General features: G+C 70.1%; 20 protein-coding genes. 5 read left to right on the forward strand and 15 right to left on the reverse strand.

The features are described from left to right. Positions 1-74: 74 nt before the first annotated feature. From chrA to Bequi_RS10610, 9 genes are all read right to left on the reverse strand, one after another. The gene (chrA, locus tag Bequi_RS10570; RefSeq protein WP_249737898.1) at positions 75-1,292 is read right to left on the reverse strand and encodes a chromate efflux transporter; all 1,218 of its coding nucleotides are present in this window, start codon (positions 1,290-1,292) and stop codon (positions 75-77) included. A gap of 29 nt (positions 1,293-1,321) precedes the next feature. After that, the gene (locus Bequi_RS10575; protein WP_249737899.1) at positions 1,322-2,515 is read right to left on the reverse strand and encodes a hydroxymethylglutaryl-CoA synthase; all 1,194 of its coding nucleotides are present in this window, start codon (positions 2,513-2,515) and stop codon (positions 1,322-1,324) included. Then, positions 2,512-3,666 carry a hydroxymethylglutaryl-CoA reductase gene (locus Bequi_RS10580; RefSeq protein WP_249737900.1) on the reverse strand — a complete coding sequence of 385 codons (1,155 nt, stop codon included), beginning with the start codon at positions 3,664-3,666 and terminating at the stop codon, positions 2,512-2,514. Before Bequi_RS10580 ends, Bequi_RS10575 begins: the two co-directional genes overlap by 4 nt. Beyond that, entirely contained in the window at positions 3,666-4,880 is a 1,215-nt protein-coding gene (fni, locus tag Bequi_RS10585; RefSeq protein WP_249737901.1) for a type 2 isopentenyl-diphosphate Delta-isomerase, read from the reverse strand. The genes Bequi_RS10580 and fni overlap by 1 nt, the downstream gene beginning before the upstream one ends. After that, complete coding sequence (locus Bequi_RS10590) at positions 4,877-5,959, reverse strand: phosphomevalonate kinase (RefSeq protein WP_249737902.1); 1,083 nt, start codon at positions 5,957-5,959, stop codon at positions 4,877-4,879. The genes fni and Bequi_RS10590 overlap by 4 nt, the downstream gene beginning before the upstream one ends. Next, on the reverse strand, positions 5,956-6,948 hold the full coding sequence (gene mvaD, locus Bequi_RS10595) for a diphosphomevalonate decarboxylase (protein WP_249737903.1): 993 nt from the start codon (positions 6,946-6,948) through the stop codon (positions 5,956-5,958). Before mvaD ends, Bequi_RS10590 begins: the two co-directional genes overlap by 4 nt. Next, a complete protein-coding gene (gene mvk / locus Bequi_RS10600) occupies positions 6,945-7,928 on the reverse strand; it encodes a mevalonate kinase (protein WP_249737904.1) in 984 nt (327 codons plus the stop codon). The genes mvaD and mvk overlap by 4 nt, the downstream gene beginning before the upstream one ends. Positions 7,929-8,017: 89 nt before the next feature. Then, positions 8,018-8,914, reverse strand: a complete 897-nt coding sequence (locus tag Bequi_RS10605; RefSeq protein ID WP_249737905.1) for an NAD-dependent epimerase/dehydratase family protein — start codon at positions 8,912-8,914, stop codon at positions 8,018-8,020. 122 nt (positions 8,915-9,036) lie between these two features. Beyond that, the gene (locus tag Bequi_RS10610; protein WP_249737906.1) at positions 9,037-11,526 is read right to left on the reverse strand and encodes a glycoside hydrolase family 3 protein; all 2,490 of its coding nucleotides are present in this window, start codon (positions 11,524-11,526) and stop codon (positions 9,037-9,039) included. A gap of 150 nt (positions 11,527-11,676) precedes the next feature. Between Bequi_RS10610 and Bequi_RS10615 the strand changes: the two genes are divergently transcribed. The 5 genes from Bequi_RS10615 (at position 11,677) to Bequi_RS10635 (ending at position 17,541) form a co-directional block, all read left to right on the forward strand. Next, positions 11,677-12,954, forward strand: a complete 1,278-nt coding sequence (locus Bequi_RS10615) for an ABC transporter substrate-binding protein (protein WP_249737907.1) — start codon at positions 11,677-11,679, stop codon at positions 12,952-12,954. A gap of 100 nt (positions 12,955-13,054) precedes the next feature. Then, a complete protein-coding gene (locus Bequi_RS10620; protein WP_249737908.1) occupies positions 13,055-14,035 on the forward strand; it encodes a carbohydrate ABC transporter permease in 981 nt (326 codons plus the stop codon). A gap of 10 nt (positions 14,036-14,045) precedes the next feature. Next, the gene (locus Bequi_RS10625) at positions 14,046-14,954 is read left to right on the forward strand and encodes a carbohydrate ABC transporter permease (RefSeq protein ID WP_249737909.1); all 909 of its coding nucleotides are present in this window, start codon (positions 14,046-14,048) and stop codon (positions 14,952-14,954) included. Positions 14,955-14,975: 21 nt separating this feature from the next. After that, positions 14,976-15,992: a LacI family DNA-binding transcriptional regulator gene (locus Bequi_RS10630; protein WP_249737910.1), complete on the forward strand. Its 1,017-nt coding sequence runs from the start codon at positions 14,976-14,978 to the stop codon at positions 15,990-15,992. Between the two features lie 52 nt (positions 15,993-16,044). After that, entirely contained in the window at positions 16,045-17,541 is a 1,497-nt protein-coding gene (locus tag Bequi_RS10635; protein WP_249737911.1) for a DUF1846 domain-containing protein, read from the forward strand. 36 nt (positions 17,542-17,577) lie between these two features. Here Bequi_RS10635 and Bequi_RS10640 read toward each other — a convergent pair whose 3' ends face one another. The 6 genes from Bequi_RS10640 to Bequi_RS10665 form a co-directional block, all read right to left on the reverse strand. After that, entirely contained in the window at positions 17,578-18,075 is a 498-nt protein-coding gene (locus Bequi_RS10640) for a GNAT family N-acetyltransferase (RefSeq protein ID WP_249737912.1), read from the reverse strand. Positions 18,076-18,106: 31 nt separating this feature from the next. After that, entirely contained in the window at positions 18,107-19,162 is a 1,056-nt protein-coding gene (locus tag Bequi_RS10645) for an NYN domain-containing protein (protein WP_249737913.1), read from the reverse strand. 84 nt (positions 19,163-19,246) lie between these two features. Further along, the gene (locus Bequi_RS10650; RefSeq protein WP_249737914.1) at positions 19,247-19,837 is read right to left on the reverse strand and encodes a putative glycolipid-binding domain-containing protein; all 591 of its coding nucleotides are present in this window, start codon (positions 19,835-19,837) and stop codon (positions 19,247-19,249) included. 39 nt (positions 19,838-19,876) lie between these two features. Next, positions 19,877-20,257, reverse strand: coding sequence for a hypothetical protein (locus tag Bequi_RS10655; RefSeq protein ID WP_249737915.1), 381 nt, complete (start codon positions 20,255-20,257; stop codon positions 19,877-19,879). An 87-nt stretch (positions 20,258-20,344) separates the two neighbouring features. Next, positions 20,345-21,268: an inositol monophosphatase family protein gene (locus tag Bequi_RS10660; RefSeq protein WP_347271995.1), complete on the reverse strand. Its 924-nt coding sequence runs from the start codon at positions 21,266-21,268 to the stop codon at positions 20,345-20,347. Further along, entirely contained in the window at positions 21,231-22,178 is a 948-nt protein-coding gene (locus tag Bequi_RS10665; protein ID WP_249737917.1) for an ArsR/SmtB family transcription factor, read from the reverse strand. Before Bequi_RS10665 ends, Bequi_RS10660 begins: the two co-directional genes overlap by 38 nt. Positions 22,179-22,250 lie beyond the last annotated feature (72 nt).

Here is a 22,250-nt window from a genome sequence, read left to right on the forward strand (position 1 = left end):
GCGAACCGGACAATTCTTGGCACTCCGCAGTGTCGCACCTGCGGCGCCGTCAGCGCCGACTGCTCAGTGATGCCTCACAGCGCTCCGAGCACCGCCGCCACCGCTCCCCCGGCCCCGCCGACGAGCACGACCGCCCACGCAGGGACCTTCCACGCGGTCAGCAGCACGAAGCAGGCGAGGGCCAGTATGAACGCCGCGGGCGCGGTGATGGCCGTGGTGAAGACCGGGTCGTACAGCGCGGCTGCGAGGATCCCGACCACTGCTGCGTTCGCTCCGGCCATCGCCGCGCGCACGAGCGGCCTGGCCATCAGGCCCTTCCAGAACGGCAGCACCCCGAGGAGCAGCAGGAACCCGGGGGTGAAGATCGCGAGCAGCGCGATCACTCCTCCGGCGACGCCGCCGGGGCCGATGCCGGCCGCGGCGCCGAGGTATCCGGCCAGGCTGAACAGCGGCCCGGGCATCGCCTGCGCCGCCCCGTACCCGGCGAGGAACGCCTCGGGGCCGACCCACCCGGTCTGCACGACCTCGGCTTCCAGCAGCGGCAGCACGACATGCCCGCCGCCGAAGACGAGCGCCCCGGCGCGCAGATGCGCGTCGGCCAGCTGCGGCGCCCCGCTGCCGGTGGCGCGGGCGAGCAGAGGCATCCCCGCGAGGAGCACCACCAGGGCCGACAGGCACGCGATGCCCGCGCGCCGCCCGTACGGAACGCGGATCCCGCGAGCGGCCGGGAGCGGAGCTGCGTCAGCGCTCAGTCTGCCGCGCAGCAGCCAGAGACCGCCCGCCGCACCGAGGAGGATCGCGAGGATCTGCCCGATGGACCCGCCGAGCAGCAGGGCCGATCCTGCGGCGAGGACGGCGATGCTCGCGCGCGGCGCATCGGGCGTGAGAGTGCGGGCCATGCCGAGCACGGCGTGGGCGACGATCGCGACCGCAACGATCTTCAGCCCCGCGATGATGCCGGTTCCGACGGCGCTGGAAAGGGCAGCCGCGCCCAGCGCGAGGCCGATCATGAGCGCCGCCGATGGCAGGGTGAAGGCGACGAAGGCCGCAAGAGCGCCGAGGATGCCAGCCCGGTGCAGGCCGATCGCGAAGCCGACCTGGCTGGAGGCCGGACCGGGCAGGAACTGGCACAGCGCCACGAGATCGGCGTACTCCCGATCCCCCAGCCAGCCGCGCCGCTCCACCAGCTCCGTGCGGAAGTACCCGAGGTGCGCGACCGGCCCGCCGAACGACGTCAGCCCGAGCAGCAGGAACACGCGGAAGACCTCCGCGACCGATCCTGATCCCGGCATCACGTCATCCCCTCTGCCCGTCGCGCCTCTCAGCCCGCGGGGCGCTCGTACCGCCGGGCGCGGCCCTGGATCCCGGCGAAGCGGAACCCTGATCCCCCGACCTGCGGGGTCTCCTGATCGGAGGCGCTGCTGAGCTCGGCGCTGCGGTGCAGCTCCTCGTACGCATCCACCGCGAGCGGCTCGCGCGCATCGAGCATCGCGAGGCGCCGCGCGCGCCGGCCCGCGGCGTCGCCCTGGTCGCGGACGATGCCGGTGAGCATCTCCCCCGCGCTCCCGGAGCCGTAGCTGAACAGCGCCACGCGCTTCCCGGCGAGGTCGCCTGCATGGTCCAGGAGCGAGGCGAGCCCGTTCCAGAGGGAGGCGGTGTACGTGTTGCCCAGACGCCGGTTGTAGACCTCCGCCTGATCCAGCGGCGTCTCGTCGAGCTCGGCGCCGAGCTTCTGGCTGAGGTGGCGGTGCGCCTTGCGCGCCATCTTCGTGAACGGCTGGTGGTAGACGAACGCGTCGATCTGGTCGGCCGAGGGGCCGCCCTGCGCCTGCAGGTCCTCCCACGCCCCCATGAGCGCCTTCTGGTACGCACCCATCGACAGCCGGCCGTCGACGACCGCGGTCGAGGAGTCGTTGGGCCGCCAGAAGTCGTCGATGTCAGCGGAGTACACGCCCGAGATCGGCTCGATCTCCAGCAGCGCCGGATCGGCGCTGATCACCATCGCGACAGCGCCCGCGCCCTGCGTGGGCTCTCCCGGGGAGGCGAGCTGGTAGCGGGCCACGTCCGAGGCGATCACGAGGACCTTCTCCTGCGGGCGGCGGGCGACGATGCCGATCGCGCTCTGCACGGCGGCCATCCCCGCGTAGCAGGCCTGCTTGAGCTCCACCGAGCGCACATGCGGGGGCAGGCCGAGCAGGCCGTGCGCGATGACCGCGGCGGACTTCGAGTGGTCGATGCCGGACTCGGTGGCGAACAGGAGCGTGCGGATGCCCTCGATGCCGGTGCGCTCGAGCAGAGCGGAGGCGGCGGCCGCTCCCATCGTGACGACGTCCTCGTCGGCAGCGGGCAGGGACATCTCGTCCTGACCGAGCCCGCGCGAGTACTTCGCGGGGTCCACCCCGCGCGTCTCGGCGAGGGCCGACAGGTCCAGGACATGGTGGCCGGTCGCGATCTCGAGATCCTCGATGCCGATCGGCACGGCTCCGGCGGCGGGGGCGTGGGGAGAAGTGGTCATGCGCGCGGTGCCTTCCTGCGCTCGAGGCGGCGATGGGAGTCCATCAGCTCGCCGGGGTTGGTCTGCGCGGCGAGCAGCGACAACTCCCCGCACAGGACGGTCGCGGCCATGAGCGCAGCGAGGCGCCGGGTGTTCGCCCCGGGCTCGCGCTCCTCGCGGCAGCCGAGCCGCTCCATCGCGTAGTCGACGTGGTCCAGGTGCTTGCCGTTGCCGACGGTGCCGACGATCAGGTGCGGGAGGGTGCACGAGAAGTACAGCCCGTCCTCGCGGTCCTCCGCGTACGTGAAGCCCTGGGAGCCCTCGACGATGTTCGCGGCGTCCTGGCCGGTGGCGAGGTAGAACGCGAGCAGCATGTTCGCGTAGTGCGCGTTCGCCGAGCGGATCGCACCGGCGATCGTGGAGCCGACGTAGTTCTTGCGCAGCACGAGCTGGACGATCTCGGCGGCGCTCGAGCGCAGCTGCTTCGCCACGATCTCGTGCGGGATGAGGATCTCGGCGACCACGTTCCGGCCGCGGCCGAGCACGCCGTTGACGGCGGTCGCCTTCTTGTCCGAGCAGTAGTTGCCGGAGATCGAGCCGTACTCGAGGTCGAGGCCCCAGGAGAGGATCCGCTCCATGAGCTGCTCGGCGGCCTGGGTGACCATGTTGTGGCCCGAGGCATCGCCCGTGGTCAGCGCGAAGCGGAGGAACAGCAGATTGCCGACGATCTCGGGGTGGATCTCCTCGAGCCGAGCGAAGCGGCTGCCGGCGCCGACGACCTCGCGCAGCTCGCCGATGCGGTCCTGGACCACGAGGGAGGCCTGGTGGGCCGTCGCCGCATCGGGTGCGACGAACAGCGAGGAGCGAGTCATCCGCTCTCCGATGACGGTGGCGCGGATGCCGCCCTCGATCATCCGGGAGATGCGCGCGCCGCGGCCGACCGACGGCCACAGCGGCGTCTCGTAGGTCGCCAGCGGCACCTCGACCTCGCCCTCCACGGCGTTGCCGGACATCCGCAGCGGCCCGACCCAGCGGGTCGGGATGTCCGTGGTCGGCGCAGGGCCGGGCGCCGCCTGAGCGGGAGAGGCCGGCGCGGTCGGGCCGGCCGCGGTCGATCCGGACGCGGTCGGGGCCGGCGCGCTCGCAGCGGGGCCGGGATTCTGGTCGGTCATCAGCTCTCCTCAGAGGGAAGGATCGGAGTGCGGCTGCTCCAGGCGGCGGCGTCGATGCCCCGCAGGTCGCAGAACTCGCGCAGTCGGCCGCGGATCAGCAGGTCGGTGGTGGTGAGCTCGGCGGCCGTGGCCGCTCCGAGCAGGGCGGCGAGGTCGCGGGTGTGCTCCTGCCAGGTGCGGATCAGCGCGATCAGCCGCTCCTCCCCGCCGTCGACCACGGCCTTCAGGAAGGAGCCCGCCACGCCCACGCTCCGCGCTCCGAGAGCGAGGGCCTTCAGCACGTCCAGGGGGTTGCGGACCCCGCCGGAGGCGAACAGGGTGAGTCCGTCTCCGACGCGCACCCAGCCGTCGGGCCGCACGCTCTCCAGCAGCGCGGCGGGAGCGGACTGCCCGAAGCCCGTGAGGTAGGAGTAGTCCCCGCCGGGGCGGCGGTCGTTCTCGATCGCGAGGAAGTCGGTGCCGCCGCGGCCGGAGACGTCGGCCCACGTGACGCCGATGCCGGCGAGCTGCGCGAGCGTGCGGCGGGACAGGCCGAAGCCGACCTCCTTCACCAGCACGGGCACGGCGGAGGACTCGACGATGGCCTCCACATCCCGCAGCCAGTCGGAGAGCTCCGGGGAGCCCTCGGGCATGGCGATCTCCTGCACCGCGTTGACGTGCACCTGGAGGGCGTCGGCCTCGAGCAGGTCGACGGCGCGGCGCGCGTCCTCGGCGGAGCGGCCGACGCCCAGGTTCGCCATGACGATGCCGTCCGGGTTCTCGCGGCGGATGACGCGGAAGTGATCGGCGGTGCTCGGGTCGTCGAGCGCGATGGAGACCGATCCGCACCCCATCGCCAGCCCGGTCTCGCGGGCGGCGATGGCGAGCGCCCGGTTGATGCGCCCGGTGCTCTCGGTGCCCCCGGTCATGCCGTTGATGTAGAAGGGCGAGGCGACGGTGCGCCCGAACATCTCGACGGAGAGGTCCACGCGCGCGGGGGTGACCCCGGCCAGGGCGTGGTGGACGAACTCGAGATCGTCGAACTCCGTGGTGCGCTGGGCGTTCCACTGCGCGGCGGCGAGGCGGACGTGGTCCTCCTTGCGCTCGCTGCGGCCGGCGGCGTCGCGCACGAGCGCGTCTCGGGCGGCGTCGGCGGCGCGGGCGTCCTCGGGGGCTCGCGCGTCATCGGGGGCTCGCGCGTCATCGACGCGAGCATCGTCTGCGCTGCGGCTCATGCGGGTGCTCCTTCGGTCTCGGAAGGGTTCACGTGCAGGTCCAGGGGCAGGATGCCGACCTCGCGCCAGCGGGAGAGGATCTCCTGCGCGTCGGCCCCGTCGGGAAGGGCGACGATGCCGCAGTCTCCTCCCCCGGCGCCCGAGGGCTTGCCCGCGGCGCCCGCTGCCTCGGCGAGGTCGCACAGGGCGCCGAGCTGCGCGGTCTCGATGGTGCTGCCGCGCAGAGCGCCGAGTCCCTGCAGGAGGCGCCGGCACCGGCGCAGCACGGCGAGCACCGCAGAGGGGTCGGTGCCCCACGCGGCCACGAGCTCTTCGACCGCCTCGCGGGAGTCCTCGAGGAAGCGCGCGTACTGCGCGCTCACCTCGGCCTCGGGGCGGCTCACCCGATCGACGAGGCGCTCGGTCGAAGCGGGGGTCCCCGTCCAGCCCACGAGCATCGTGATCCCCGCAGGCTCCCCCAGTGGCGCGATCCGGCAGATCCCCCACTCGGGCGCGTCCAGCACCTCGGCCAGGGAGCCGCCCTCCAGGAGGGCGAGCAGCGCGCTGCGATCGGGGGCGGTGTAGCAGATCCATCCGCCGTACGTGCTCGCGGCGAGGTCCCCGCCGGAGGCCTTCGGGGACACGGAGATGGTGGCGAGCAGCGCGAGCTGGAAGCGCTGCCAGGTGCTCAACTCGAGACCGTGGAAGCGGTTCAGCGCATCGATGATCGCGACGGTGACCGCGCCCGAGGATCCCAGGCCGAACTTGAGACCGCTGGGATCATCGAGCTCGGAGGAGATGCGCAGGTCGAAGTAGCGCGGGGCGAGGCCCCGCTCGGCGCGCAGCTTGTCCATGATCGCGATGGCGGCGGTGACGTAGTCGAAGGGACTGTGGTCCACGACGATGCTCTCGCCCTCGCGCACCCAGGTGAGCGGCCCGCGCCCATAGCGGGAGGAGTGCACCATGCCGCGGCCCTCGGCCTCGGTGAGCTCGACCGTGAGGAAGCGGTCCACGGCCATCAGCACGGCGGGGTGGCCGGGTTCGACGACCGCGTACTCGCCGGCGATGTAGAGCTTCCCGGGCGCGCGCGTGGTGATCATGCGCCCTGCTCGTCGAGCAGGCGGGCACCTGGACCGGGACCGACCACGCGCACCTCGCCGAGGCCCTCGACGGCCGCCGCCACCTGATCGGCGTGCTCGGGGGTTGTCAGCAGGCACACATTGGGGCCGGCGTCGGCCGTTCCGTAGACCGGCACGCCCTGCTCGCGCAGGCGCACGGCGACATCGAACACCGCGACGCTCCCGGGGGCGAGGTAGCGCACGGGAGGCTCCGTGGAGGAGATCACCGCATGCATCCGCAGCGCGTGGGACTCGGTGATCTCGCCGATACGGGTGGCGTCCCCGGCGGCGCAGGCGCGGGTCATCTCCTCGAGGCTGGCCTCGGTGGAGCCGATCCACGCCTCGTAGAACGGAGAGGTCTGCGCGGTCAGGCGCATGGCCTCGCGGCTGGAGACGGCCTTCTCGCGGGCATCGACGGTCACGATCACCAGGCGCAGGTCCGGGGCCTCGATCTCCTCGGCGAAGGAGGACTCGTCATCGGTCCCGGCATGCCAGACCGCGTACCGGTCGATGATCGAGCGGGAGGCGGAGCCGGAGCCCCGGCGAGCGAGTCGGGAGAGCGCGCGCTCATCGAGCTCCAACCCGTACGCGGTGGAGGCGGCGAGGGCGAGCGCGGCGAAGCCGGAGGCCGACGAGGCGAGCCCCGCACCCGTCGGCGCCTCGTTCACCGAGGTCACGGCGGCGCGGCGCTCGGACCCGGCAAGCGCGCGCACGTGGTCGAGGAATGCGACGGTGCGCTCGAGGGGCTTGCCGGAGGCGGGCGCGTCGTTGAGGATGAAGGAGTCGGTGGCCGCACCTTCCTCCAGCAGCTCGACCGTGGTGGTGGTCGCGAAGGCGTCGAGGGTCATCGACATGCTGCCGGCGACCGGGAGGATCAGCTCATCATCGCGCTTGCCCCAGTACTTCACGAGCGCGATGTTCGGGTGCGCGACGGCGGTGGCGGCGGGGCGGGATGTCTTCTCGGTGCTCATGCTGTCTCCACTGTGGTCTGCCAGGTGCGGGCGGCGCCGGCGGACTCCAGCGCATCGGCGAGGGCGGGGGCGTGCTCTGCGGAACGGGCCAGAGCGATCACGCAGCCGCCCCGACCGCCGCCGGTGAGCTTGGCGCCGAGGGCTCCTGCGCTCTCGGCGGCAGCGACGAGCCTCTCCAACGATGGATCGGAGACCTCGAGCTCGGTGAGCAGGCGGTGCGCCTCGAACATCGCGGCTCCGAGATCGGACGCCGCGCCGCCAGCCAGGAAGCCGAGCGAGTCCTCGGACAGCGCGGCGAGGCGCGTGATGAGGCCGTCCACGCGCACCGGGAAGGCCTCGCGCAGCTCACGCACCGCGCCGACGGCCACGGAGGTCGATCCGGCGTGGCCGCTGTCGGCGAGGACGAAGGTGAAGGGAGCGCCGACGCGGATCGCGGTGGCGGCGCCGCCCTGGAAGCGGATCGGGGCGTCGGAGGCGACGGCTCTGCCGTCGAGACCGCTGGAGCGGCCGTGGGCGATGTGCTCGGCCTGCATGATGACGTCGTGCACCGCCTCGGCGCTGAGCTCGGTGCGGGTGAGCGCGGCGACAGCGCGCGCGACGGCGGCGGCGACGGCGGCGCTGGAGCCGAGGCCGCGCTCGTACGGGATAGTGCTGCGCAGGCGCAGGTGCAGGCCCAGATCCGGCCTGTCCGAGAGGGCGAGCGCGGCGCGGGCGGCGGTGCTCAGCGGGAGGATCCGCTGAGGAGCGTCGGCCGCGTCTCCGCTGTAGAGCTCGCTGTCGAGCACCAGCCGGCCCTCGGGAAGCGGGCTGACCTCGGCGGTCGCCGTGAGGGCGTGCAATGGGATCGCGACGGCGGGCGCCCCGTACACGGCGGCGTGCTCCCCGAACAGGATCGCCTTGGCATGCGCGGTGCCGGCAGCGGGAACGTCCTCGCCCAGGCTCCGGGGTGCGCGATGTTGCGACGGGCTGAGCGAGGTCATGGATCAATCCTGGCACGCACCGCGCGCCACTCTGCCAATCTCCTGAGCGGAGGTTGCGAAGGTTGTGTGAACACCTCTGCGAAGAGGTCTCACATGCGCGACCAGCCCGGGGTGGAGGGGCCGGTGAGGGGGCGCCAGCCCGTCTCGGACATGAACCGCACGGAGGAGACCCGCAGGGAGCGTCGCTGCACGTCCAGGCGCGTGCCGACGACCGCCTGCGCGAGCTCGGTGTAGAACTTCGCGGGCTTGCCCGCCCCGGCTTCGGCGGCGAGATCCTTCGCCCAGCGGCTGCGCGTGATGGGCTCCCCGCCGACGTTGTAGAACCCGCTGCGGGCGCGCAGGGCGGAGACGAACGCCTGGCCGGCGTCGCGGTGGTGCAGGAGCGTCACGTAGTTCTCCGGCTTGCCCAGCAGGATCGGATCGCCCTCGCGCACGGCCTTCAGGGCGTGGGTGGTCTGGGGGTCACGACCGAAGAGCTGGCCCAGGCGCAGGATCACGGCGGTGCGGCCGGAGGTCGCGAAATCGACCGCGGCGCGCATCTCCTTCACCCGCGGCTTGAACGCCTGGTTGCGCACCGAGAGCGGCTCGTCCTCGCCGATCCACTCGGAGCCGTTGTCGGGGTACAGGAAGATCGTGGACTCCTGGATGAGCCGCCCGGCCCCGGCCTCCGCGGCCGCCTTGGCGATCGCGACGGAGGCCTCCAGGTGGAGGCGATCGTCCTCCCTCCAGGAGAGGGGGCGCATCGCGGCCATGCCGATCGGCACGTGCGCCAGAGTGTTCACCACGACGTCGTGGCCGCGGAAGGTGCGCGTGAGCTCCTTCTGGTCGAAGACGTCGGCGACCACGGCGCGCGCGCCGCGGCCCTCGATCACCGGGATCCCCCGCTCGCGCCGCGTCACGCCCGTCACCTCATGCCCGGCGGCGATGAGGGCGGCGACGGCCTCCTGGCCGAGGACTCCCGTCGCACCTGTCACAGCGATCTTCACGGCCGACTCCCTTCGATCCCGATGCCGGAGCGCACCGCGCACCACACTGCGCCGAGTCTAGGCGATTCCCCAGATCAGGCGCCCGTGTCGCCCTCGTTCTCGGACTGGCACGACGCTCGCGCTCAGACCTTCGCCTGAGGATGCCGTTCGCGGTCCGCGATGCGAGCCTCGAGGAGGAACTCGAGCACCCGTCGGGCACAGGCCTGCATCTCTGCGAGGGTGATGCCGCCAGGCTCCCCCCATGACTCCACGACCGAATCCTCGCGATCGGTTCCCCAGTGCTCGCGACCACCAGGCATGAGCACATCGACTCCGGCGCGCACCCGATAGGCGCTGTCGCGCAGTGCCGGGAAGTCAGGGTCCGGAGCCATCTGCATCCACCAATCCGTCACGACGAGGCCCTCGTAGCCCCATTGCCCTCGCAGGATCGTGGTGACGAGGTCGTAGTGGTAATGGCCCCAGACGCCGTTGATGCGGTTGTAGCTCGTCATGATGGTGCGCGGGGCGGCCTCGCGCACCACCTGCTCGAAGCCCCGCAGATAGATCTCCCGCAGGGCGCGCTCTGACACGCGGGAGTCGGCGTAGGTGCGGTTGGTCTCCTGGTTGTTGGCCGCGAAGTGCTTGGGGCATGCCGAGACGCCCTGCGACTGCACGCCGCGCACGACTGCCACGGCCATCGATCCCGTGAGCAGAGGATCTTCGGAAAAGTATTCGAAGTTCCGACCGCACAGAGGGTCGCGGTGGATATTCATTCCGGGGCTGAGGAGGATGTCGGACCCCTTGCGGATCATCTCCTGCGCGTGCAGGGCGGCCATAGACTCGACCCCCTCAGGATCCCATGTGCTGGCGAGCGACGTGCCGCAGGGCAGGAGCGAGGCGTAGGCCGCCAGCCTCAGCCCGGAAGGGCCGTCCGTCGTGATTGCTGCGGGTATGCCGCGATCACGGAGCTCCTCGGTCACTCCGCCGAGCGCCCCAGCGTTGCCGGCCGGGCCGAGAGGGGAGTCCATGATGATGTCCCCGTAGGTCAGCGCAGCGAGTTCGCGAGGGGCCAGGCTCGCCACGAAGTCCTCGAGACCCGACCGGCCTGCGACGACATCGGTGAAGCTCGGCACTGATGCCGCTCCGCCGGCCCCGGCGCTGCCCGCCGATTCCGGCTCACGGGTGCCGTGCACCGGTTCGGGGAGCCGCTCGACGATGCGTGCACGCAGCTCATGCGGTGCCAGCGGCACGGGCTCGTAGCTGAGGACTGGGGTCTCGCCGTCGACGGCTTCCGCGGCATCGCGGCGGATGACCATGCGCTCGAACGGCGAGCGGGGGCCTGCAGCCGCCTCGAGCTGCTCGAGGACCACCAGATCCGGCACATGGACTGCCCCCGCGAGCTGCGCCGAGCGGACGTCGGCGCCGACGTGGAAGCGATGCTCGCCTGCCTGCAGGACCCAGGCGCTGCGATGACCCGTCGCCCCCGAATCGTCGTACGAGGCGAGCGATCGCTGCGGGATGGGTATCTCGAGCTCCTGCACAGCGCCGGGCTCGAGCTCATCGGTGCGGGCGAATCCGACGAGCTGCCGGGAGGGCGTGCTGAGCGCGCCCGAGGGAGCCTCGAGATAGACCTGCACGACGTCCGATCCTCTGCGCGCCCCCGTATTGCGCACCCGCGCCTTGACGCGAACCTCCCCGCTGTCGCCCTCGACACTCGCCACCTGCTCGAATGTCGTGTATCCCAGTCCGAAACCGAAGGGGAACAACACGTCCTGCGGGGCAAGGGTCTCGAACCAGCGATAGCCGACGTAGATGTCCTCGACGTAGTCGTTTCCTTCCGGATCTCCTGAGTTGCGCGCGGAGGGGTTCGCCTCATAGGAGACGGCGATCGTGTCCGTGAGCCTCCCCCCGGGCTCGACGACACCGGTGAGGACGTCCGCAATCGCGCGGCCGCCCTCCATCCCGCCGAACCAGGCCAGCAGCAGTGCATCGACCTTGTAGTCCAGCAGCCAGGAGAAGTCGATGAGTCCACCGGTGTCGACGATCACCACCGTGCGCTCGAATGCGTCAGTGACCTGAGCGAGCAGGCGACGCTCGCTCGAGGTGAGGTAGAACGAGCCCTCTTCGAGCACGTTCTCGCGGTCCTCTCCGGCCGCGCGGCCGAGCACGATCACCGCGATGCGGCTGCGCTCCGCTGCACGTCGGACCACCTCGTCCTCGATCTCCATCTCCGGATAGCTCATCGGCCACTGCCCCCAGATATCACCGGGCTCTGCCGGGTTCTGGGCGCACCAGGTCTCGTAGCGCTCAGCGAGACCCTCGTCGATCTGCACTCGGCCGCCTTCTCGCAGCGAGTCCACGAGCGTGGTGCAGTACGGCGGATTGACGTCTCCCCCCGAGCCGTAGCCCACGGCGAGCCAGTCCTTCTGCATCCTCCCGAAGAGAGCGACGCGCTCCCCCTCAGCGAGCGGAAGCGCACCTTCATTGCGCAGCAGAACGCTTCCGCGCGCGGCCAGGTGCCGAGCGTGCCGGACGAGGTCCGGATCGACCCAGCGGTCGCCGTCCAGGGCTCGAGTGGACGCCTGCGAGAGGAGAGGACCGGACTGAGGGGCGTAGGGGTCGGTGAGGGGCATGGAATCTCTTTCGCAAGGGAGAACAGAGCACAATGCGCTCCGTCCTCATTCCGGAGCTGACCGCGAGCTCCTTTTTGGCGGTATAGTCTAGGTCACGCTCACTGAGAGCGCTCTCAGAGCATAGCCGCTCACCCGGACAAAGGAGTTCCCATGAAGCCCACCCGTCGCACCGTCCTCGCAGGGACGGCCGCCGCCGCCGCTGCCGCCTCGCTCGCCGCCTGCGGCGGAGGATCCGGCAGCGACTCGGCCACAAACGCCGACGGCAAGGTCGAGCTCACAGTCGCCACCTTCAACGAATTCGGCTACGAGGAGCTCTTCACCCAGTACATGGACGAGAACCCCGATGTCATCATCAAGGCGAAGAAGGCCGCGACGAGCGACGACGCCCGCAAGAACCTCATGACCGGCCTCGCCGCCGGCAAGGGGCTCGCGGACATCGAAGGCGTCGAGGTCGCATGGTGGGCGGAGCTGGCCCAGTACGCCCAGAAGTTCGAGGATCTCGCCAGCCCCGAGGTCGAAGGCCGCTGGGTCGAGTGGAAGACAGAGGCCGCGACCGTCGACGGCAAGCTGCTCGGCTACGGCACCGACATCGGCCCGGAGGCCATCGCCTACCGTTCCGATCTCTTCGCCAAGGCTGGGCTGCCATCCTCCCGCGAGGAGGTCGCCGCACTGCTCGAGGGCGGATGGGACACCTACTTCGAGGTCGGACAGCAGTTCGTCCAGGCGGCGGGCATCCCGTGGTACGACGGCGCCGGAGGCACGTACAACGGCATGATCCAGCAGGTCGCCAACCCGTACGAGAAGTCCGACGGCACTCCCATCCCGCTCAAGGACAATGCCGACGTCAAGTCCGTCTACGACCAGCTCGCCGCGCACAAGGACCTCTCCGCAGGGCTCGCCCAGTGGTCGGAGGACTGGACGGCCGCGTTCCAGAACGATGGGTTCGCAACGATGCTCTGCCCGGCCTGGATGACCGGCCCGATCCAGGGGAACTCCGAGGGTGTCGAAGGCTGGGACATCGCGAACGTCTTCCCGGGCGGCGGCGGCAACTGGGGCGGCTCCTACCTCTCCGTCCCTGCTCAGGGGAAGAACGTCGAGGCTGCCAAGAAGCTCGCTGCATGGCTCACTGCTCCCGAGCAGCAGATCGTGGCTTTCAAGGCGAAGGGGACCTTCCCCAGCCAGAAGAAGGCGCTCGAGTCGGCCGACGTCACCGGCGTGACCAACGAGTTCTTCAACGACGCCCCTGTGGGCCAGATCTTCTCGGACCGGGCGACGGCCATCGAGACCCAGCCTTTCGTGGGCCCGAAGTTCTTCGTGATCAACACGGTCGTGGCGGACGCCATCACCCGATGGGACGTCGACGGCGGCGACCCGGCAGCGTCCTGGGATCAGGCGATCACCCAGTATGACGAGCTCGGCCTGAGCTGATCCTCGCGCCGGTCACGGGCGCCGCAGGAGACACCCTCCTGCCGCGCCCGTGACCCGTTCGCCCCTCTGCACCCCTGACCCCTTCTCTGCGAGGACACCCATGAGCAGCTCTCCAGCGCCCGCGCGCGCGCCGCTGACGTGGCGCCAGCGACTGTCCCGGTGGGACCAGCGCCTCTCCCCCTACCTCTTCATCAGCCCGTTCTTCCTGCTGTTCCTGGTCACCGGCCTCTTCCCCATCGTGTACACCGCGTGGGTCTCCCTGCATGACTGGGACCTCATCATGGGGCAGGGCCCCTTCGTGGGCCTGCAGAACTTCCAGGACGTCCTGGGCTCTGCGAACTTCTACAAGGCGCTGCGCAACACGTTCTCGATCTTCCTGCTCTCATCAGTGCCGCAGGTGATCGCAGCAATCCTCATCGCCTATGTGCTGGACGCGAACCTGCGCGCCAAGACCTTCTGGCGCATGGGAGTGCTGCTCCCCTATGTGATCGCCCCGGTGGCCGTCTCCCTGATCTTCGGCAAGATCTTCGCCGACGAATCGGGCCTGGTGAACTCTCTCCTCGGCACGATGGGGATAGACGGCATCGGGTGGCACAAGAGTCCGTTCGCCGCGCACCTCGCGATCGCCACGATGGTGAACTTCCGCTGGACGGGGTACAACGCCCTCATCTTCCTCGCTGCCATGCAGGCCGTCCCGCGCGAGATCTACGAAGCGGCCATCATCGATGGCGCGAGCCGCATGCATCGCTTCCTCCACGTCACGGTCCCCATGCTGCGACCCACCATCATCTTCGTCGTCATCACGTCCACCATCGGCGGACTGCAGATCTTCGATGAACCGCGCATGTTCGACACCAGCGGACTCGGTGGTGCCGACCGGCAGTGGATGACGATGACGATGTACCTCTACGAGCTGGGATGGGGGCCTCAGGTCTCCTTCGGGAAGGCATCGGCCGTCGCCTGGCTGCTCTTCCTCATCATCGTCCTCATCGGGCTCCTGAACTTCGCCATCACCCGCCGGATCGCCTCCGGCGGAAGCGCCCACCCCACGACCCGCCGCACGCGCGGCCGCAGAGGCTGAGGAGAACACCATGGAATCCGTCGCCGCCATCGAGCAGCTCGCGGGCAAGGGCGCCGCCCGCGCTGCCCGCCGCCGCCTCAAAGGAGGGGGAGGCGCCGAGGCCCGCCCCCGCTGGTGGAACTATCTGATCCTGGGGATCTTCCTGCTGATCTCCGCGTACCCGCTCTACTTCGCGATCCTCCTGGCCTCCTCAGATGCCGGCATGATCGCACGCAATCCGATCCCCTCGCTGATCCCGCGCGGAAACCTGCTGAAGAACCTCAGCGCCGTGATCAACTCCGACATCGACTTCTGGCAGGCGCTGTGGAACTCGATCATCGTCGCGGTGATCACCTCCGCTTCGGTCGTGTTCTTCTCGACGCTGGCGGGCTATTCCTTCTCGAAGCTCCGCTTCCGCGGGAAGAAGGCTCTGCTCGCGTTCGTCATCGCGACCATGGCGGTGCCGGTGCAGCTGGGGGTGATCCCGCTGTTCATCATCATGGCCAAGCTCGACTGGGTCGGGGACCTCAAGGCGGTCATCGTCCCGGGCATGGTCACTGCGTTCGGAGTGTTCTGGATGACGCAGTACCTCGAGGACGCCCTGCCCTTCGAGCTCATCGAGGCCGCGCGCATGGATGGCTGCTCCCTGCTGCAGTCCTTCTTCCACGTGGCCCTTCCTGCCGCGCGGGGCGCCGGTGCCATGCTGTTCCTCTTCACGTTCGTGGGGTCCTGGACCAGCTTCTTCTGGCCCTACATCATCCTGGGGGCCGACAACCCGACCCTTCCCGTCGCTCTCCAGCAGCTGCAGGCCTCATACTTCAAGGACTACTCGCTGATCATGGCCGGTGTGGTCGTCTCCGTGATCCCGCTGCTCCTCCTGTTCATCGTCGCCGGCCGCCAGCTGGTCAACGGCATCATGCAGGGAGCGGTGAAGGGCTGACCCACCGGCGCAGGAAGACCGATGTCCCCCAACTCTCCTCACCCCGCACCCACTCTCGAGGCCGTCGCACGGGCCGCAGGCGTCTCCCGTGCGACGGCCTCGCGCGTCGTTCGAGGGGATGTCCACGTGACAGGTCCCAAGGCGGACGCCGTGCACCGCGCCGTCGTGGACCTCGGATACGTGCCCAATCGAGCGGCGCGCAGCCTGGTCACACGCAGCACGGATGCGATCGCGCTCGTGGTCCCCGAGTCGGGAGACCGAATCTTCAGCGACCCCTTCTTCGCGACCGCGGTCGCGGGGATCACGGAGCGGCTGGCCCTCATCGAGAAGCAGCTCCTTCTGATCATGGCCGGCCGCGGCGAGGGCCCCGATCGGATACGCCGCTTCGTCCACGGGGGTCATGTCGACGGCATGATCCTGCTCTCCCACCACGAAGGCGATCCCCTGCTGGAAGTCCTTGCCGAGGCTTCTGTGCCGATGGTCCACTTCGGGCGTCCTCCTGCGGGGCGCACGGCGCTCTTCGCGGATGTCGACAACACGGAGGGCGGGCGGCTTGCGGGCCGGCACCTCTTCTCCGTCGGGCGCCGGCGGCTTGCCCTGATCTCCGGCAGTCCCGACATGGGGGCGGCCGTGGATCGGCGTGCAGGCTTCCTGGAGGTGGCTGCGACCCTCGGGGCAGAGATCTGCGCTGTGGAAGAAGGCGGGTTCACTCTCTCCGGCGGCGAGGCCGCCATGGATCGACTGCTGCGATCGGGCCGCAGCTTCGACGGCCTCTTCGCCGCTAACGACCTCATGGCCATCGGCGCCCTGCGCCGGCTCCATGCTGCCGGTGTGCGCGTGCCTGACGACGTCGCACTCATCGGCTTCGACGACATCGCCGTGGCTGGCGATCCGATCAACGCCCTCACGACAATCGTGAACCCGGTGCAGAGAGTCGGGGCCGCGACGGTCGAGCTCCTGCTGGATGCCATCGCCGGGGTCGATCGATCGCCGGTGATCGTCCGCGACCTCGCGCTGCGCCTCCGACGCACGGCGTGAGCGGGTGGCTCCAGCGGGCATCTGCCACCGGTCTCCCATAGGATCGGGTTCCGTGGACACCTCAGCCATCGGCTTCGACCGCGACCGCTATCTCGCCCTCCAGTCCGAGCAGATCGCCGCGCGGCGACGCTCCTTCGGCGGCACCCTCTACCTCGAGTTCGGCGGGAAGCTGTTCGACGACCACCATGCCTCGCGCGTGCTGCCCGGGTTCGCCCCGGACACCAAGGTCCAGATGCTCCGCACCATGGCCGAGGACGTCGAGGTCGTCATCGTCATCTCCGCCCTGGATCTGGTGCGCAACAAGGTGCGCGCCGATACCGGCATCACCTACGAGGTCGAAGTGCTGCGCATGGTGGACGCTTTCACCGCGTACGACCTGAAGGTCGGCTCCATCGTGGTGAGCCACTGGTCCGACGAGCTGAGCCAGGCCGTCGAGTTCAAGCGGAAGCTCGAGCGCCTCGGCCTCACCGTCTACCGCCACTACCCGATCGCCGGCTACCCGCACGACGTCTCCCGGATCGTCAGCGACCAGGGCTTCGGCCGCAACGAGTACATCGAGACCGACCGGGACATCGTGGTGGTCACCGCCCCCGGGCCGGGAAGCGGCAAGATGGCCACGTGCCTGTCCCAGCTGTTCCACGACCACCAGCGCGGGCTTCCCTCGGGCTATGCGAAGTACGAGACGTTCCCGGTGTGGAACCTGCCGCTGGACCACCCGGTGAACCTCGCCTACGAGGCCGCGACCGCGGATCTGGACGATGTGAACCTCATCGACCCGTACCACCTCGCGGCGTACGGCGAGCAGGCGGTGAACTACAACCGCGACGTGGACGTCTTCCCCGTGCTGAAGCGCCTGTTCGACGAGCTGTACGACCGCACCGTCTACGAGTCCCCCACCGACATGGGCGTGAACATGGCCGGTCTCGCGATCAGCGACGACGCCGTGTGCCGTCGGGCCTCCGAGCAGGAGGTGATCCGGCGCTACTACGCGGCGCTCGTCGAGGAGCGCCGCGGGGGGCTGGATCCCGTGTTCAGCGACCGCATCTCTCTGCTGATGAGCAGGATGGGGCTCGCCGCCTCGGACCGCCCGGTCGTCGCCCCGGCCCTCGCGCTCGAGCGGGAGACGGACGCCCCCGCGGCCGCGATCCAGCTGCCTGACGGCACCATCCTCACCGGGAAGACCTCGGCCCTGCTCGGCAGCTCCTCCGCGCTTCTGCTGAACGCGCTGAAGCACCTCGCGGGGATCGATCCCTCGGTGCAGCTGCTCTCCCCCGAGTCGATCGCGCCGATCCAGGAGCTGAAGACCGTGCACCTGGGCAGCAGCAACCCCAGGCTGCACACGGACGAGGTGCTGATCGCGCTGTCGACCTCGGCGCGCTTCGACGAGAACGCCCGCCGCAGCCTGCAGGCGCTCCACTCGCTGCGGGGCCTGGACGTCCACTCCACCGTGATCCTCGGCAGCGTGGACGAGGGCATCTTCCGCAGCCTCGGCGTCGCCGTGACCTGCGAGCCCGTCTACTCCGACAAGCGCCTGTACCGCAAGCGCTGAGGCGAGGGCCGACGGGAACAGCTGCGCCCTCGGAGGTCAGAGTGCGGCTGCACCGATCCAGTAGCGGCGCGTCGGCACGGGGCCGCCGAAGTCCACGACGTCCTCCAGCACCCCGCCGCAGCCCTCGATCACAGCCGCAGACGCGCCGTTGTCGTCATCGCAGGTCAGCAGCACCTCGTCGATCCCGAGCTCCCAGAGCCGGTCCACACACAGCTCCAGCATCTCGTGGGCGTGGCCCTGGAGCCGGTGCTCGGGAGCGACCGCGTAGCCGACGTGACCGCCGATCGCGAGCTGCGCTGCGCTGAGGGCACGTCGGATCGAGACGCGGCCGACGATCACGCCGCCCGCTTCCGCGACGAGCAGCTCGCGCGGCGCGTCGCTCTCGGCCGCCTCGTGCGCGATCTGCGCGAGGATCTCGGCGAAGGGCCGGTCCGCGCCCGCCAGCACCTCGAAATGCTCGGTGGCGAGCTGCGCGTGCAGGGCCCGCAGCGCAGGCTCGTCGGCCATGCGCGCAGCGCGCAGGATCAGCGGCATCGGGCGCCGACCGCCCTGCGCCGCGAGGCGATCACTCGGCCGCGCGGACCAGTCGCTCGTGCCCGGTCTCCTCGAGCTCCGCGATATCGGAGTTCGCCTTGAGGAACTCGGAGAACGTCTTGTAGCCGAGCGCCTTCTCGCTGAAGGAGGGGTCCATGCGGCGCATGTGCGTCTTCACGGCGGAGCTGTGCAGCCAGTCGCCATCGCCGCGGTCCCCGAGCTGCAGGGCGCGCTCGAGGAGGTCCGCGGCGACATCGTGCGGGTCCTCCGCATGCTCGTCATGGTCGTCGTGGCCCTGGACGATGCTGCGCGGCGCGAGGAAGAGCTGGTGCTCATCCAGCGGCGGCTGCTCGCTGCGCTGGGTCTTGCTCGCCTTCTGCTCCGCGCTGGTCGTGTGCTCCGTGCCGGACTCCGCTGACTGCTCTGCGGCTGCCTGCTGGCTCTCGGCGGAGCCGCCGCGGGATCCGCGGACGCGGCCCCGCCCGCCGGAGCGTCCCCGGCCCTTCTCGGGGGCCGACGGCGGCGTGACGCCGGGGAGCTGGTCGTAGGCCTCGAACTCGTCGCACGCGGCGGCGAGGGACTTCGCGGTGGAGCCGGCCACGCCGATCCCGATCACGTAGCGGCCCAGGCGACGGCAGCGCTGCGCGAGCGGGACGTAGTCCGAGTCGCCGCCGACGATCACGACGTGCGTGAGGTCGGGGATGCGGAAGAGGTCCTCGACGGTGTCGATCGCGAGGCGGATGTCGGCGCCGTTCTTCGCGTAGGCGGCGGCGGGGAACAGTTGCACGAGATCGACGGCGCGAGCGACGAGCTGGCTGCGGTACTCGGCGTTGACCGCGGAGGACCAGTCGGCGTAGGCGCGGGTCAGCATGAGGGAGCCGAAGGACGCGGCGTAGTCGATGATCGCGCCGACGTCGACGGTCGCGGCTGCGAGGGACTCGGCGATCTCGGGGTCGGTGATGTCGGCGGCGATGCGCTGGCGGTCCCGGCTGTAGGAGTTGCGGCCGTGGACGCGGTCGTACCAGGACATGACGATGTTGTCGAAGTCGAGATAGACGGCCACTCGGGGGTCTGCGGTATCAGCCATGCCTCCAGTGTGCCGCACGCGGCGGCTGATCAGGCGATCCAGGTGCTGGTCATCGCATGGACGGCGCTGAGGGGCCCGAAGTTCTCACGCTCTCTGCGCGAGGCCCGGATACTCGAGCACGTAGCCCTCGGGGTCGAGGGCGAGCTCGACGCTGACGTCTCGCGAGCGGCTCGTATACCGCACCGAGCTCGGGTTCGGGCTCGAGCCGTAGATCTGATCGCTGCGGATCACCTGCAGGGATGGCACATCGATCCAGGCCATCACCAGCTCGGTATCCGGAACGTTCCCCTCCAGCAGCCCCAGGCGACGGATCGGCATGAGATTGGTGAGCGGGCACTTCCCCAGATCGCAGTCCACTGCACCCCGGAGATCCTGCCCCGGAAAGATCCCAGGCTCCGGGAGATCGTTCTCCCCCTCGACGAGGGTCCGGCTGGACCAGGTGCCGCTGTCTGAGCGCGTGAGGGTCAGGTGGCGCGACCATCCGGGGCCCGCAGCGGTGACGCTGATCCGGCGCGTCGCCCAATCGGGGCCGACCTCAAGCGTCCATGCCGTGGAGTACTCCTCGGTGATCGAGGAGCCGACGGCGCGCAGTCCGCGGAATGACTCCTCGACGCGGCAGTCATCGATGCGCGTCGGATCGTCGATTCCCGTCCAGGTCAGGTGCGTGCTTCCCATGGCGACAACCTAGCAAGGGGGTGGGACAGGCAGCGGGCTTCAGCGGGTCGCTTCGCGGCGCCCGGCTCGGTGTCGCCACCGCTCCAGGAATCCGCGTCGAAGGAGAACTGCCGGCTGCGCTGCTGCGCGGACCCACCACTCATCGAGCGGCACCACGGCGAATCCCAGCGCCTCGATCTCAGCGCGGATGCCGAGGAGCGCCTGGTAGATCTGTTCGGCTCTGCCCTCCGGCAGGTTCGCTTCCTCGTCGTTCCCCATGGGCCCGTACGCCTCGTCCATCGTGGAAGTCCACGCGGAAATGCGCTGCATGAGAGTCGGCGGAAAGACACCTTCGAACGCCGGGCCTTCGCACCAGTGGCCAGAGCTGTCCCGCCACTCGAGAATCATGCAGTAGTCCCACGACAGTTCGATCTCACTCATCACCCTCGATCCTCCCTCCTCTATTCAGCGCTCCAGACGACCGACAGCACGACCTCTTGCTCGCTCAGCAGGCCTATGCGTGCCTGCTCAGATCAGTGGCGGCAGCAGTTCCGCCCGCGCGAGGGCCCACACCTCTTCGCTCCGCGCGGCGAGAAGCCCCTTCTGCGCGTGCGTGCGGGCTGCGTAGGCATGCCCGTCGAGCCGCCTCACCACGCCGCCTGCCTCGGTCAGGAACAGGGCGCCAGGGATGTGGTCCCACGGCAGCGTCCTCCAGTAGAGGACGTAGTCGACTGGCCCCTGAGCGAGTGCCACATAGTCGGAGCCTGCGCACATGCTGGCGGGGACCTCTGCACCGAGCCGGTGCACAGCAGCGTCGGCCCGGGCCCGCACGTCCTCGGACAGGAACCGGCGCAGGACGGAGCCGCGCAATCCGTCAGAGGCTGAGGTGAAGTCCGGTACGCGGATCGGAGCACCATCCAGCCAGGCACCGGACCCGCGTTCGGCGATCGCCATCGATCCGCTGATCGGGTCGTGGATCCAGGACGCCACGGCCTGCCCGTCGTGCATCAGCGCAAGCATCGAGCGGAAGGGCTGCTTCCCCTGGGCGAAGCTGCTGGTCCCGTCCAACGGGTCGATGAGCCACACTCTGCCCGTATTGCCGAGACGCTCGAGGACTCGCGGATCGTCTTTGCTGGCCTCCTCGGCGACGCATACCGAATCGGGAAGCAGGGCCTGCAGTCGCGGAATGAGCGCCGCTTCGGCAGCGAAATCGGCGGAGGTGACCCACTCGCCGGGAGTGACCTCCTGCGGGTTTGCCTCGATGTGCTGGTACACCGGCAGGATCGTCTCGCAGGCCACCTCGGCCAGGAGAGCAGCGACATCCGTCATCAGAGTGTCCATGCGGGGCATCCTCCCATCGCAGGGTCGGGCAGCCCGCGCGCATCGAGCTGCCCCGTACTCCTCGCGGCCCCGTTCACCACCCCAGCTCGTCCGCGGCGGGGGTGCGGGCATGCCACGCTTCCTTGCCGCGGCGCTCGGTGGCGATGAGCCCCGCGTCGCCGAGAATGCGCAGGTGGTGGGACGCGGTCGGCGGAGAGATGCCGAGGGCTGCGGCGACATCGCTCGTGCGGGACGGGATCCGGAGGTGGTCGAGGATGCGGGCTCTCGTCGAGCCGATGAGCGCAGCGGCCGCGCGGGGCAGATCGCGATCGGCGGTCGCGGTCGCGTTCCTGGCGGGGTAGTAGATCGTCGGGGTCCACGGCTCCTCCGTGGTGATGGCTCCTCGCGGCCAGCCCAGAACGGTGGGGACCAGGCGCAGACCCCTCCCCCGGCAATCGGTCTCGATCGCGAAACGGCTCTCGGAGCGCTGGAGCGTCGTGCCGCGCCATCGCAGCCGAGGATCGAGGTTCTCGATGACCGATTCCAGGCCGTGCTGCGCGAACTGGCGGGCGCGCGCTGCGATATCGGCATCGAGCACGGCCCGGAGGCGGGGCCACTGCGCCTGCATCCCGTGCATCCAGAAGGACTCCCACGCAGCGGCGATCTGGCTCCGGGCGTGTTCCGGATCCGCGAGCCACTCTCCCGGGAGCACCCGGCCCTCGGCGGCGGCCTGATGGAGCCCCGCGTCGACGATCCCCAGGGGCGTGGACCACGTGGCGCCCACCAGCTCCTCGGGTGTCGTCGCCTCAGGCTGGACAAGGAAGTCTGGGGTGTACCCGCGGGCCCCTGCAAGACGCGCCAGGACCTGCAGCGCCCCGGCCGGGATATCCCGCCGGAGCCTCTCGATCAAGGCTCGGTGCAGCGGGGCCGGCTGCCGCGACATCAGGCGCCGGATGGCGCGCGTGCCCTCGATGCCGGGCGCGACGGCGAACCTGACCGCGACGAGCTCGGGAGATCCCAGGATGAAGCGATCGGTGCCCATGCCGTGAGGCTACCTCTCCACTTCGATGCTGCTCGAAGTGGTGGGCCTGCAGTGCTGCCCTCGGCAGGATGA

Source organism: Brachybacterium equifaecis, assembly GCF_023509525.1.
Lineage (GTDB): Bacteria > Actinomycetota > Actinomycetes > Actinomycetales > Dermabacteraceae > Brachybacterium > Brachybacterium equifaecis.